Raw genomic sequence first — 13,696 nt, forward strand, 5'->3', positions numbered from 1 at the left:
AATTGCCGAAGCGGATCCGGCTGACGCCTATGGCCCGGTATCCGGGCACCCGGCAAACAGCAGCCGGGACCACGCTCGCACTCAACCCGTCTTGCGGGGCAACAGGCTCAGGAACTCGCGGCGCAGTGCGGAATCGTGCAGGAAGGAGCCACGCATGGCGCTGTTCAACATCTTCGAGCCGTCGTCCTTGACGCCGCGCCAGTGCATGCAGAAGTGATCCGCCTCCATCACCACGGCGATCCCGTCGGGCTGCAATCGCCGTTCGAGCAGGTCGGCGATCTGGCTGATCGCCTCCTCCTGGATCTGCGGTCGACGCATCACCCACTCGATCAGGCGGGCATACTTGGAAAGGCCGATCAGGTTGGATCCGGCAGCGGGCATCACGCCGACCCAGACGTGCCCCATGATCGGGCACAGATGGTGGGAGCACGCACTGCGAATACGCACCGGACCGACGATCATCAGTTCCTCGAGGCCTTCGGCATTGGGAAATTCAGTGACCACCGGCGCAGGCTGGTAACGGCCCGCGAACACCTCGCGCACGAACATCCTGGCGAGCCTGGCTGCCGTTTCGCGCGTGTTGTGATCGTTGTCGACATCGATCACCAGCGCCCGAAGCAGTGCCTGGGCCCTCGCTTCGACTTCTTGTTCGATCTCGGCTAGTTCATCGTCCCGGAGGTATCCGGCGATGTTGTCGTTCGCGTGAAAACGCACGCCTGCCTGGCGGAGACGGTCAGCGATGCGCATCGAGGGCATGTCCCCGGCGGCATCCTGCATGTGGAGCTTTTCCCGCATCATCTGCACCATACAAGCCTCTCGAAGACCACCAACCGGAACTGGACGCTGTCGCTCGGTACGTGCAGGCAAGCGGCGGATACGAAACCTCTTACGCAGCGACAACCCGATTGGATGTCTCGGCCATCACAGCGCATCGAGCCGGTCCAGCACCTCGGCGGCACGTTTCCGCAGCGCATCGCGGCGCGTGTCCGGCATGCGGTCCAGTTGGCGGTACGGCATGGCGAGACGCGGATTGCCTGCCAGCACACCGCGGTTCCGTGCGAGAAAATCCCAGTAGAGCGCGTTGAACGGGCAGGCACGTTCGCCGCTGCGTTCGGCATGCCGGTAACGACAACCGCCGCAGTAGTCGCTCATACGGTGGATATAGGCCGCCGAGGACACATACGGCTTGGTTGCAAGCAGACCGCCATCGGCGAACTGGCTCATGCCCAGGGTGTTGGGCATCTCCACCCATTCGAACGCGTCGATGTAGATACCCAGGTACCAGCGATGCACCTGCTGCGGATCAAGGCCGGCCAGCAGCGCGAAATTGCCGACCAGCATCAGCCGCTGTATGTGATGCGCATGCGCGTGCTCAAGGGACTGGCCAATCGCATGACGCAGGCAGTTCATCTGCGTATCGCCCGTCCAGAACCAGCCCGGCAGCTCCCGATCGTGGCCAAACACATTGCTTGACGCATAACCGGGCATGCGCGCCCAGTAGACCCCGCGCACGTATTCGCGCCAACCGAGTATCTGTCGAATGAAGCCCTCGACCGCTGCCAGCGGCGCGGCCTCGTCACGCCACGCCTGTTCCGCGCGGTCGATTACTTCCCGTGGCGAGAGCATCTTGACGTTGAGCGCGAACGACAACAGCGAATGGAACAGGCGCGACGCACGCTCGCTCATCGCATCCTGGTAGTCGCCGAAATACGGTAGTGCGCGATCGACGAAGACATCGAGCTGCGCCACGGCCTCGGCCCGGTTCAGCGGCCAGCGAAGATGTTCCGCACGGGGTTCGCCGAAAGAGTCCACCCCCGCCGCGACAATCTGTGCCCACAGGTCGCGATGATCGTGCATCGCACGACACTCGGCAGGCTCGGCCGGTGAGCCATGCCACGCCTTGCGGTTCTCCGCATCGAAGTTCCAGCGACCGCCGACCGGCGCACCCGCTGACGTCATCAATACCCCATGCCGGGCCCGCATGCGTCGGTAAAACGACTCCATCGTCCAACGGCGGCGGCTACCGAAGAAACCCGCCGCCTCATCGCGTCCGGTCAGGAAATGCTCGCTGTCCCGCATCGCGGCAGGTATCGCAAGCGCCTCTGCATAATCGGCCAGTTGTCGGTCCAGCCGCCATTCGTCGGGCGCCAGGTATTCAAACGCGGTGACCCGATGGCGGGCGATCAGCCGATCCAGGTTGGCCGGAATGGATTGCAGGTTGTGCGGATCATCGATCGACAGATAGCAGACCCGATGCCCCGCCGATGCCAGGTGCTTCGCGAAATCCCGCATGGCGGCGAAGATCGCCAGAATCTTCTGAGCGTGATGCAGTACGTAACCAGTTTCCTGGCGTACTTCCATCAACACATACAGCATACCTGGGTCCGCCCGCCCGAACCAGCTGTGGTTGGCGTTGAGCTGGTCGCCAAGCAGCAGGCGGAGCACAGTCATGGCAATTTATCCGCCTGCCCGGTCGCCATCTAAAGACTGCTGGCGAAACGGCCGGCACCATAACGACCACAGCAGGGTAGCCACGGCCAGCGCAAGCGCCGTCCATGCCGCGTCATCGGCACCGGCCAGCGCCGAGCCATGCTGTTTGACGTAGACCCCGAGCAGCCCCCAGATCACCGCCAGTACGTACCACGGGTTACCGCGCAGCCGCGAAATCGTCCAGAACACAAGCATCGCCGCCGCCGCGAACAACACCAACGTCCACGGCAACATGTGAGTCACTAACAACAGCCGGAAAGCCACCACCACCTGCGCCACATTCAGGAAGACCGCCAACGACACCCAACCGGCATGCAGCGACAGCGGCACCCACTGCCACCAGCGCGCACGCGCATGCCGGGTCGTATGCGAAACATGCCAGGCCGCGACCAGCAAGGCGCCAAGGCTGACCCAGATCACCACCAGTGCCAGCCAGAACCATTCCAGCGCGAACACCACCATCCACAGGCTGGTCATCGCGAACGCCAGCGCCGTCCACGGCCGGGCGTGCTGTAGGCGCGCATCGTGGGTCCGGTCGAGCCATTGCCAGGTGCCGTAGATCAGGTCCAGCACGAAGATCGGACCCCAGATCGAAAACGCGTAGCCGGCCGCGACGATCAAGGTCGGATACGCATCCGAGATCACGCGATTGGTCGGGCCGAACAGGCCGCTGTTCGACAGCCAGGCCACCACGGGCATGAGCCAGGCCAGGATGGCGACGAGATATTTCATAAGCAGTATCGACCGGGCTTCGGCGCAGCGCGCCTGCTGCCCACGAATACGCACGCCGGCCCGGATCGGATGCAGGCCGCACACTTCGACGTTACCGCTCGGCTTGCGATGCGGCAGCACGTAGAGTGATGCCACCATTTTGTTTCTCGTGGAATGATCCACCGATGCACTCATTGTCATCAGTACAACGCTCGCCCGCCCGCCATGCAACGGCACTGGCCATGAGCCTGCTGCTGGCCGCGTGTGCTCATGTACCGCCACATAATCCGCTGGCCCACTGGACACCCTCGCCCAACTTCAACACCCGCATGCCCATGCTGATCGTCCTGCACTACACCGAGCAGGGTTCGATGAAGCAGAGCCTCGATACCTTGCGCACCGGCAACAGCGGCGGACGGGTGAGCGCGCACTACCTGATAGGACGCGACGGCCGGATCGACCAGCTGGTGGCCGACCGCATGCGTGCATGGCACGCCGGACAAGGCCGCTGGGGCACCATCACCGACCTCAACTCCGCCTCGATCGGCATCGAGCTGGACAACAACGGGCACGAACCGTACACCGGGCCACAGATCGCCAGCCTGCTGCGCCTGCTGGATGACCTGACCACGCGACTGCATATTCCGCGCCCCCAGATCATCGGTCACGAAGACCTGGCCCCCACCCGCAGGAACGATCCCGGCCCCTATTTCCCGTGGGCGCAACTGGCTGCCGCAGGCTACGGCCGCTGGCCGATACCGCCGCTATGCGATCCACCACCCGGTTTCGACCCTTGGATGGCGCTTGCCGCGCTCGGTTACCCGCTGGACGACCGCGACGCTGCCGTGCACGCCTTCCACAATCATTTCCGTGGCATGCAGGGCCGGCAACTGGACCCCGAAGACCTGCGCATCCTGTACAACCTAGCCCGGCAGATCGATGGTGGAAGCCGATCCTGCGGCGCAGCGACAGCACTCGACCAGGCCACTACCGAATAACGACGCAGAGTCCGACCCCTGCCGTCGATGTGAAGGCATGGAAAGATGACTCGAACGGCTCTCGAACAGCGTCTTACAGCCCCTTGGCAGCCTGCGCCACGGCGCGGAACAGCGCCCGCCCCTTGTTCATCGTCTCTTCCCATTCCGCGGCCGGGTCCGAGTCGTAGACGATGCCCGCGCCGGCCTGCACATGCAGGCGCCCGTCCTGGATCACCGCGGTGCGGATCGCGATCGCCGTATCGGCGTCGCCCCACCAGCCGATCCAGCCGATTGCACCGGCATAGATGTTGCGCTTGTAGGGCTCCAGCTCCTGGATGATCTCCAGTGCGCGGATCTTCGGTGCGCCGCTGAGCGTGCCGGCGGGAAAGGTCGCCTTGAGCACGTCCATGTAGCTGAGCCCGGGCTTCGCCGCACCCTGCACCTGCGAGACGATGTGCATGACATGCGAGTAACGCTCGATCACGAACGACTCGCTCACCTCCACGGACCCGGTTTCGCTGATGCGGCCGATGTCGTTGCGTCCCAGGTCGATCAGCATCACATGCTCGGCGCGCTCCTTGGGGTCGGCCAGCAACTCGGCCTCCAGCGCCACGTCCTCCGCCTCGGTGGCACCGCGCTTGCGCGTGCCGGCCAGCGGACGAACCATTACCTTGCCGTCCTTCAGCCGTGCCAGGATCTCCGGCGAGGACCCCACGATCTGGGTGTCGCCGAGGTCGACGAAATACATGTACGGCGACGGGTTCAAGGCACGCAGCGCGCGGTACACATCGACCGGCCGCGCATTGAAGCCCACACTGAGCCGCTGCGAGGGCACCACCTGGAAGATGTCGCCGGCGCGGATGTATTCCTTCGCCTTCTCCACCATCGCCTCGAACTCGGGCTTGGTGAACGAGGACTTGAAGTCACCCTCGTCCAGGGCGACCGACTGGGTCAGCTGCGGATAGGCCGCGCCGCCCTGGCGCAGGCGATAGACCAGCGCGTCGAGACGACGCTGTGCATTGGCATAGGCCTGCGGCTGCGACGGGTCGGCATGGACGATCAGGTAGAGCCGGCCCTTCAGGTTGTCGAATACCGCCACTTCCTCGGCCAGCATCAGCAGCACATCGGCCGTACCCAGCTCGTCGGCGCGATCCCACTGCGCCAGCCGCGGCTCGATGTAACCGATGGTCTCGAAACCGAAATAGCCCACCAGCCCCCCACTGAACGCCGGCAACTGCGGCAACCGCGGCACGTCGTACTGCTTGCGCAGTTTTTCGATCTCTCCCAGCGGATCATCGAGATGACGACGCTCGACCACCTCGCCCGCGTCCTCCACCTCCAGTTCATGCCCGCGCAAACGGAACACCCGCTTCGCCGGCAGGCCGATGATCGAATGCCGCCCCCAGGTGGCGCCACCCTCGACCGACTCGAACAGGAAGGTGTACGGGCCGTCGGCCAGCTTCAGGTACACCGACAGCGGCGTATCGAGGTCGGAAAATACCTCGCGCACCAGCGGGATGCGGGTATGGCCTTGCGCGGCCAGCGCATCGAAGTCGTCTCGGGAGATCACGTGGGCATCCGGATGGCCAAACGGGAAGCTGCATTGTAGGGGCAGCAGCCAGAATCGAAAGCCTCCTGCCGGCAGACGCTGCCCTGCTCAGCCCAGCCGCGGCCGTGGCATGCCCTGCAGGGAAAGGCTGAAAGCCACGCCACTGCCGTCGTCCAGGTTGCGCGCACTGGCGGTTCCGCGATGGCGTTCGGCCACCAACCGCACCACATAGAGGCCCAGCCCGAGATGCGGGGCATCGCCGGGTGTCGCCTTGTCACGCAGGCTGACCAGGGAGTCGAAAAGCCGCCCCTGCATGGCTGCCGGCAAGGGCGGACCCTGATTGGCCAGCTCGATTTCGGCGCCGCCTTCGACGGCGTGCAGCGAGAGCCGCAACCAGCCTTCCGGCGGGGTGAACGACAGCGCATTGTCGAACAGTTTGTCCAACGCCTGGGCAATCGGCTCCGGCGCGCAATGCAGATACAGCGGCGCATCGGGAAGACTGCATTCCAGCCGTCGCGCACCGGCCAGCGCACGGTAGGCGTCGGCGCAGCCGCGGACCACTTCGCGCAGGTCCACATCCTCGGGCTCGGCGGCGGCAATCGCCCGCTCCATCCGGCTGGACTCGCTCATCGCACGCACCAGCGTACCCAGCCGACCGACACCGTCGCGGGCACGCGCCAGGTAAGGCTGGGCATCGGCCGGCAACCCGGCATGTTCAAGGTTGTCGAGCGACGACTTCACGATCGCCAGCGGCGTATTCAGCTCGTGCGAGAGCTTGGAGGCCAGCGTGCGCAGGTAGTCGGTGTAGCCACCCACCACTTCGAACAGCCGCGCAAAGCTGCGCGCCAGATCGCCGATCTCGTCCTCGGCATCGACCATCGGAAAGCGGCTGCCGAGCAGATGAGCATCCAGGTGCCCGTCGTCCAGCTGCGCGCGCTCCGCCGCGTCGCGCAGACGGCCCAGGCGCAGGCTCAGACGCGTGGCAAACCCGAACAGCACGGCACCGGCAGCCAGCAGCACCGCGAAGCTGGTCAGCAACAACCCGAACAGGGCCTGGTTGGCCAGCAACGGCACAGCCCGGCTCGCCTGCTCGAGCAGCAGCACACCAGCTAGCTGGCCCTGCCGCTGGATCGGCACCGCCGCGGAAAGCACCACGGTGCCGCGCTGCTCGCCCCAGCGCCAGATCGCATCCGGCTTGCCGGCACGCGCCTTGTCCACCTCCGGCAGGCTGGGCCGCGGCGCCAGCTCGGTCCATGGCTTGGACTCCGCCAGGTGATCGGCCAGCAGCAACCGGTACACCACCGAAGCGAACCAGCCCGGCTGGCGCCCGCCTGCGCCAAGATGCCCGCTCTGCGCCAGCAACCAGCCGGAAGGCGACAGGATGCGCGCACGCACATTGCCCGGCGCCAGCTGGCCCAGCTCGTGCGAGATCGATTTCGAATCATGCAGCAGCGGACGGGTGTCGACCGCCAGCGGGTTACCACCGGCAACCCCGTCGTACACCCCTGCGCCCAGCTGCGTAAGCTGCAGCGTCGGCGGCAGGCGCAGCTCGACGCGATAGCCGCTGCCGTCTTCCTGCCACCACGCATCGATCCGGTCCGGCAGCCCCGGCACGGGCGGATCCAGCGGCCGGGCCTGCAGCGGCCCCGGCGCCGCACTGGCGATCAGGTACCGACGCTTGCCAGTGCCGTTCGCCAGCAACAAGGTCAGGTGGTCGGCATGCAGGGCGCCCGGGTCGTCGGCATCGGCGCGGGTTCGGCGCGCACAGCGTATGTCGGCATACAGGTAGAACCCGTCCGCATCCCTGGCCAGCAGCAGCTTGCCGCGCGTGCCCAGTGCCTGGCTCCAGGGCGTCATCGGCGCCCAGTCGTCGCCATAGCCGTCCACCGTGATCGGGTTCACCGCGCGCTGCACGTACCAACCCTTGTCGCCCGTGGGCAAGGGCACATTCGTCACCACCAGACTGCGCGCCACCGCGCGCGCCGACGCAATCAGCGCCTGTGCCTGTCCCTGGCGCAACAGCGCCTCCATCTGACGCACGTAAAGCCAGCCGGCTACCGGCAGCGCAAGCGTACATAGGGCAACCAGAAGAAGCTTGCGTCGCAGGGTCATCGGTAATACATGCAGCCGTCAGTGGACAGCAGTGTGCGGCACACCCGAGTCGCGTCGCCAATGCGTGGCCACGACCACGTCCATGAAATCGTCGAGCAGCGACTGCCGCTCAGGGTCGTTGTCGTTGAAGCTCATCGACCAGCTCAGGCGCACTCCGCTGGCCGTGCCCGGATCGCAGAACGCCACCACATCGTCGACATGGTCGGAGCCTTCATACACCGTGGCACGGCAAGGCATGGCCGCATGCGGAATGGGGAAGCTGCTGGCCTTCGCATCGGGGTCGAGCTGCAGGTAATGCTTGCGGTCCGCATCCAGCTCGGCCTGCAGCGTGGGCAACTTGCGCGGCCATACGTTCAGCACCATCACGCGCTGGGGCTTGCCGGTCCAGTCGCCGCGATAGAGCACGGCATCGACACCGATGCCGCGGGCATATTTGCAGCAGTCACGCGTCCAGCCGGCAGGCGTGACCACATCGATCGCCCAGGCTGGCGCCTTGCCGTCCTTCGCGCCACGCGCAAGCGTGTCGCCGGTTGCCTGTGCCGCTATCACTTTTGTCGGCACGGCCGCCTGCGCAGTCGACACGGCAAAAGCCAGCAACAGGGCTACCATCACGAACCCGACAAGGCGCTTCATGGCTTCCACCGGTAACCGACGCCGTGCACCGTCTCGATCGCGTCGAAATCCGGCGCGATGGCGACGAACTTCTTGCGGATGCGCTTGATGTGCGAGGTGATCGTCGCATCGTCCACCACCAGCTCGGCCTCGCGCATCAGCTGGTCGCGGTTTTTCACGTGGCCGGGGAAACGCACCAGCGTGTGCACCATCCAGAATTCGGTGACGGTGAGCGGTATTTCCTCGTCGTTCCAGGTCACCCGCATGCGCTCGGCTTCCAGCTTCAACGGCCCATGCTCGATCACCGTTTCGCTGGACGCCGGCGCCTTCAGCGACTCGATGCGCCGGAACAGTGCCGCGATGCGCGCGGCCAACTGATGCAGGCTGGTGTCCTTGCTGAGATAGTCGTCGGCACCCAGTCGCAGACCGGAGATCACGTCGAAATCCGAATCGCGCGCGGTCAGGAAAATGATCGGCAAGGTTGCCGACTTGGCGCGCAATTCGCGGCAGAGGTCGAAACCACCTTCCGGCTCGTCGCCCAGACCGATATCGATGATGACCAGCTCGGGCAGACGCGCGGTGAAGGCCGTCGAAGCCTCCTGTCGCGAACCATAGCCGCGCGTGTCATAGCCGAAGCGATTGAGTGCCTCGACGTAATTGGCGCGGATCAGCGGTTCGTCTTCGACGATGGCGATACTGCGTCCCATGGGGTGGTTCCTCCTTTGCAATGTCGCGCAGCGTGCTATGCGGGGCGTCGGCACGCAAGCGGCCTGCGCGGGCTGCCCGCGTTTTGCCTTATCCCGTCGCCACTTCGCCCGTTCGTTGCCGGCGCGGTTGCCTGTGCCGAGCGCCAGATAGACCCAAGCCCACAGGACAACGACCGCGATGCCCGACCAGACACCACGCCCCGACCCCAATGCCGAGCTGTACGATTTCGAACCGTTACGCGTTGCACTGGCACTGGGCGCGCTGCTGCTGGCTCTTCTGCTGATGCTGCCCTGACCGGCGCACACGCATCACACGCTACCGAGGTTGACGGCCATGAACAGACCCACCGCGTATTTCGACCCCTTCATGTTGGCTGCCGTGGAAGGCTATGCCGCGACCGGTGCAAAGGGACATGCACTGGTCGCGGCGGGGGACGACGAACCCGATCCCGACTGGCAACCGCTCTGAACATAACCTTCTCGGCTTTTTCCCGCCGTTCCTTCATGCCCCCGTCCTGCGGGGGCTTTTTTTGTCCGGCGGAATGATCCATCTGCCGCCGCAGCGACATCATTCCGTGTCGGCGGACCTGGCCCCATCGCCATGACCGCGGGACAAGACCTGCTTAAGTCCTTGCAGCAATCGCTGGGTGGAGAACGGTTTATCGAGCATGAGCACCTGCAGCCGCGACCCGGCGACAGGGACCGGCGAACCGCTTGCCCCGGTCAGCATGACCACCCCGCCGGCATAGCCGCGCTGCAGCAGTTCCGCCAGCGTGCGTTCGGCCGGGAACAGGCTCATGTCGGCATCCATCAGTACCAGGTCGGGCAGGCCGCTGGCCTCGATCCACTGCAGGGCGGCGGTACCGCTCTGGCTGACATGCACCTGGTAGCCCCAGGCATCCAGGGTGTCTCTCAGCAGCGACAGCAAGGCCACCTCTTCCGCCACGACCAGCACATGCTCGGCACTGCCCTGCAGGTTGCCGGCCTCCTCCCCCGCTCCGACGTCGGAAGTAGACTGCGCCAGCGGAATGTAGATACGGAAACGCGTGCCCACACCCGGTTTGCTGTCCACCCGCATCACCCCGCCATGGCTGGTGACGATGCGCTGGCAGGACAGCAAGCCAAGGCCCGTACCATCCTGCTTGGTCGTGTAGAACGGCTCGAACAGGTGCGACAGCACCTCCTCGGACATGCCAGCGCCGGTATCGGATACGGTCAGGCAAAGCCCTTGTCCAGGCCGAACCTCCTCGCCTTCCGCGAAAAACTCCGCGGACAAGGCGACCTTTTCCGTGTTGATGTGCAGCTCGCCACCGCCGGGCATCGCCTGGATCGCGTTCAACGACAGGTTGAGCAGGCACTGCTGCAACTCGGTGTGATTGCCTTCGAAGTGCAGCTCCGGGTCATGCATGCCGATGACCAGATGGACCGAACGCGGCACACTGCCCTGCAACAGCAGGCCCAGCGCATCGAGCAGGTCACCCAGCCGCACCTGTTCGGCACGTCGCGCCCCTCGTGCGAACGAGAGCATCGACTGCACCATCTCCAGGCCGCGCCGACCGCAGTCGCGGACCAGTGCCCCCAGCCGCGCCAGGCGCGGGTCGTCCTGGTAGTCCTGCAGGCTGTCGCCTGCCAGCAGCAGCGGCTGCAGCATGTTGCGCAGGTCATGACTCAGCCCGCCGGCAAGCATCGCCAGGCTCTCGAACCGCTGTGCGCGGATCAGTTCCGCTTCGGCATGCCGACGTGCACGCCGCGCCTCCACTTCGCTGAGGGCACGGCGAACAGCGCTGGCCAGGCGGGCGGGATTCTGCTTGAGGATGTAGTCGGTTGCACCGTTGCGCAGTGCCTCGACAGCTGCTTCCTCGCCCAGCGTGGCGGATACATAGATGAAGGGCAGGTCGTCGCTGCGTTCACGCAGCAGTTCCAGCGCCCGCTGACCGGAAAAGCCCGGCAAGCTGAGATCGGACAGCACGATGTGCGGGTCGAACGCCTGCAGCTCGGCGATATACGCCCGCTCGTCGTCGACCACGCGCGCCTCGCAGACGATGCCATCAGCCTCCAGCTCGGCCAGCGCAAGCTCGGCATCCGGCAGACTGTCTTCCACCTGCAGCACCCGGATGCGGTGCGGTGTGGCATGGGCAATATGGTGATCGTTCATTCACGCATCCGTGATCGTCCAAGCGTTTCCGCAATCCACCTTCAAAACGAATCGCCCGATATCGTTCGGCCACTGCGGGTCAATCCGACACCCCGGGTCAGTCCGAATCGGGCGACTGGTTCAGTACCGCCCAGAACTGGCCCAGCGTGCGCACGGCATCGAAGAACTGACCCACGTCCACGGGTTTGATCACGTAGGCGTTGGCGCCCAGATCCCAGCTGCGTGCCAGGTCGCTCTCCTCACGCGAGGACGACAGGATAACCACCGGAATGCGGCGCAGCTTCTCGTCCTCGCGCATGTGGGTGAGCACATCCAGGCCGTTCATCCGCGGCATCTTGATGTCCAGCAAAACCACTACCGGATCGCCATCCGTACGACCGGCAAAGGCGCCACGCGCATGCAGCCAGTCCAGGCAATCGACGCCATCCTCGACATGCACGACAGGGTTGGCAAGGTTCGCCTCCTGCAGCGCATCCATCGCCATCTCGGCGTCGGCCAGGCTGTCCTCGACAAGCAGGATGGGGCGCAAGCAGGTTTTCATCATGATGGATTCCGTGCGTGGGTCGTGGTCGGCTCAGTCGCCGACAGGGTGAAATGGAATCGCGCGCCCTGGTCCGGCTCGGCCTCGGCCCAGACCCGGCCGCCGTGACGCATGACGATGCGTCGCACATTGGCCAGCCCGATGCCGTTGCCCGGGAACTCGGAGGCACGATGCAGTCGCTGGAACACGCCGAACAGCTTGCCCGCGTACTGCATGTCGAAACCGGCACCGTTGTCGGAAACGGTGAACTCGTAGTCACCGCTGGGCGTACGGCGCGAGCTCACCTCGATCTGCGCCAGTTCACGCTGACGGGTGTATTTCACCGCGTTGCCGATCAGGTTCTGCCACACCGTGCGCAGCATGTTTTCGTCACCGACCACCACCGGTAGCGGCGCGATCTTCCAGCTGACATGGCGGTCTTCGGCGTCCGCCTCGGCCATGGCGCGGGCCTCTTCCACCAGCGACTGCATGTCGACCGGCTGCAGGCGCAGTGCGCCACGTCCCAGGCGGGAAAACACCAGCAGGTCGTCGATCAGCAGCGCCATCCGCTTCGATGCGTCGCGGATCACTTCCAGGTAGTGCCGGGCACGTTCGTCGGCCTGATCGCCAAGATGCTGCTCGAGCTTGCCGGCGAAGCCGGCGATGTGACGCAACGGCGCACGCAAGTCGTGCGAGACGGAATAGCTGAATGCCTCCAGCTCGCGGTTGACGTCGGAGATCTGCGCTACCTTGCCTTCGAGCTGGTGGTTGAGCTCGGTCACCTGCTGCTCGGCCAGCGCACGCGCGGTGACGTCACTGACCGTCAGCAGCAATGCCGGTGCGTCGCTGTCGTCCTGCTGCAGTCGCCGGGCATTGATCACCACATGACGCTCGACATCGTCGATGGTCCGCTGCACCAGTTCGTAGTCCCACAGTTCGCGGTCGCGCAACAACACGTCGGTGAGCCGCTGCAGCAGCGCCTGGTTGCTCCACGCTCCATTGCCGATCTCGGCCAGCGGCTGTCCGCGCGCATCGTCCGACACGCCGTACAACTCACTGAAGGCCGCATTGACCAGCAGCGTCTGCAGCTCATCATCGAGCAAGGCGATCGGTTCGCGCACCGCCTGCACGATCAGCCGCGAACGCCTCACTGCCTGCCCTTCGCGGATCTCGGCACGCAACCGCCGGCCAATCTGGCGTTCCGAAACCACCACCACGATCGCCAGCAGCAGGACCTGGGCCGCGGCAGTGATGGCCAGCACCAGGCTGCTGTCGAACGACTGCTTCCGTGCCGCGACGCGCCGAGCCTGCAAGGCACGTTCCTGGCTGGTGACGATCTGACTGGTAAGGGTGTCGATGTTGTAGAGCTTTCCGGCGTCCTGCATGGACGTGTTGGCACCGGCCAGATCACCCTGCCGGAAACGCAGCATCGCCTGATCCATCAGCGCCAGCCGACCGCTGACCGCGGTGGCGAGCGCGCTGATCTGTCCGCGCTCCTGCGCACTGTCGTTACGCCGGCGCAGCTCCTCGAGCAGGGCTGGCGCTTCGTGGTCGGCCCGCTGCGCGCGCGCCAGCACGGTGGCATTCTGTTCGCCGGCCAGCATGCGATAGATCGCGGCCTCGCTGTCCCTGACGGTGTAGGCGATGCGGTAGACCAGCGCACTGGCCTCGGCCGAATGGGTGACCTGCCCCCCTGCATCCAGCGCCAGCTGGGCACCGCTGCGGGTGATCATGTAGGGCAACGCGACGATCACCAGCACGGCGAACAACAGGCTGACGATGCGCCAGCGCAGCGCCACTACATCCCGCATGCCTTTCCGGATCATTGACCAGCCCTGTCATCCATACCGGAATAATCTGACA

The 13,696-nt window shown here is 65.2% G+C and carries 12 protein-coding genes; 2 read left to right on the top strand and 10 right to left on the bottom strand.

Annotated features, from left to right (window positions below):
• Positions 1-81 precede the first annotated feature (81 nt).
• The 3 genes from folE to RA164_RS13040 form a co-directional block, all read right to left on the bottom strand.
• Positions 82-807, bottom strand: coding sequence for a GTP cyclohydrolase I (gene folE, locus RA164_RS13030; protein ID WP_329741275.1), 726 nt, complete (start codon positions 805-807; stop codon positions 82-84).
• Between the two features lie 114 nt (positions 808-921).
• Complete coding sequence (locus RA164_RS13035; RefSeq protein WP_329741276.1) at positions 922-2,451, bottom strand: cryptochrome/photolyase family protein; 1,530 nt, start codon at positions 2,449-2,451, stop codon at positions 922-924.
• Positions 2,452-2,457: 6 nt separating this feature from the next.
• On the bottom strand, positions 2,458-3,360 hold the full coding sequence (locus RA164_RS13040; protein WP_329741277.1) for a hypothetical protein: 903 nt from the start codon (positions 3,358-3,360) through the stop codon (positions 2,458-2,460).
• An 83-nt stretch (positions 3,361-3,443) separates the two neighbouring features.
• On the opposite strand from RA164_RS13040, the gene RA164_RS13045 reads away from it, so the two are divergent.
• Positions 3,444-4,199, top strand: a complete 756-nt coding sequence (locus RA164_RS13045) for an N-acetylmuramoyl-L-alanine amidase (protein ID WP_329741278.1) — start codon at positions 3,444-3,446, stop codon at positions 4,197-4,199.
• Positions 4,200-4,272: 73 nt separating this feature from the next.
• Here RA164_RS13045 and trpE read toward each other — a convergent pair whose 3' ends face one another.
• The 4 genes from trpE to pdsR form a co-directional block, all read right to left on the bottom strand.
• Complete coding sequence (trpE, locus tag RA164_RS13050; protein ID WP_329741279.1) at positions 4,273-5,748, bottom strand: anthranilate synthase component I; 1,476 nt, start codon at positions 5,746-5,748, stop codon at positions 4,273-4,275.
• A gap of 87 nt (positions 5,749-5,835) precedes the next feature.
• The gene (locus tag RA164_RS13055) at positions 5,836-7,839 is read right to left on the bottom strand and encodes an ATP-binding protein (RefSeq protein WP_329741280.1); all 2,004 of its coding nucleotides are present in this window, start codon (positions 7,837-7,839) and stop codon (positions 5,836-5,838) included.
• An 18-nt stretch (positions 7,840-7,857) separates the two neighbouring features.
• Complete coding sequence (locus RA164_RS13060; protein WP_329741281.1) at positions 7,858-8,472, bottom strand: hypothetical protein; 615 nt, start codon at positions 8,470-8,472, stop codon at positions 7,858-7,860.
• Positions 8,469-9,158: a proteobacterial dedicated sortase system response regulator gene (gene pdsR / locus RA164_RS13065; RefSeq protein ID WP_329741282.1), complete on the bottom strand. Its 690-nt coding sequence runs from the start codon at positions 9,156-9,158 to the stop codon at positions 8,469-8,471. Before pdsR ends, RA164_RS13060 begins: the two co-directional genes overlap by 4 nt.
• A 334-nt stretch (positions 9,159-9,492) precedes the next feature.
• Here pdsR and RA164_RS13070 point away from each other — a divergent pair, with 334 nt between their 5' ends.
• Positions 9,493-9,627, top strand: coding sequence for a hypothetical protein (locus RA164_RS13070; protein ID WP_329741283.1), 135 nt, complete (start codon positions 9,493-9,495; stop codon positions 9,625-9,627).
• A gap of 99 nt (positions 9,628-9,726) precedes the next feature.
• On the opposite strand, the gene RA164_RS13075 is transcribed toward RA164_RS13070, so the two are convergent.
• From RA164_RS13075 to RA164_RS13085, 3 genes are all read right to left on the bottom strand, one after another.
• On the bottom strand, positions 9,727-11,313 hold the full coding sequence (locus RA164_RS13075; RefSeq protein ID WP_329741284.1) for a hybrid sensor histidine kinase/response regulator: 1,587 nt from the start codon (positions 11,311-11,313) through the stop codon (positions 9,727-9,729).
• A 97-nt stretch (positions 11,314-11,410) separates the two neighbouring features.
• Positions 11,411-11,857: a response regulator gene (locus tag RA164_RS13080; RefSeq protein ID WP_329741285.1), complete on the bottom strand. Its 447-nt coding sequence runs from the start codon at positions 11,855-11,857 to the stop codon at positions 11,411-11,413.
• Complete coding sequence (locus RA164_RS13085) at positions 11,854-13,644, bottom strand: sensor histidine kinase (protein WP_329741286.1); 1,791 nt, start codon at positions 13,642-13,644, stop codon at positions 11,854-11,856. The genes RA164_RS13080 and RA164_RS13085 overlap by 4 nt, the downstream gene beginning before the upstream one ends.
• Positions 13,645-13,696: the final 52 nt, after the last annotated feature.

It is taken from the genome of Dyella sp. A6 (genome assembly GCF_036320485.1).
Lineage (GTDB): Bacteria > Pseudomonadota > Gammaproteobacteria > Xanthomonadales > Rhodanobacteraceae > Rhodanobacter_A > Rhodanobacter_A aluminiiresistens.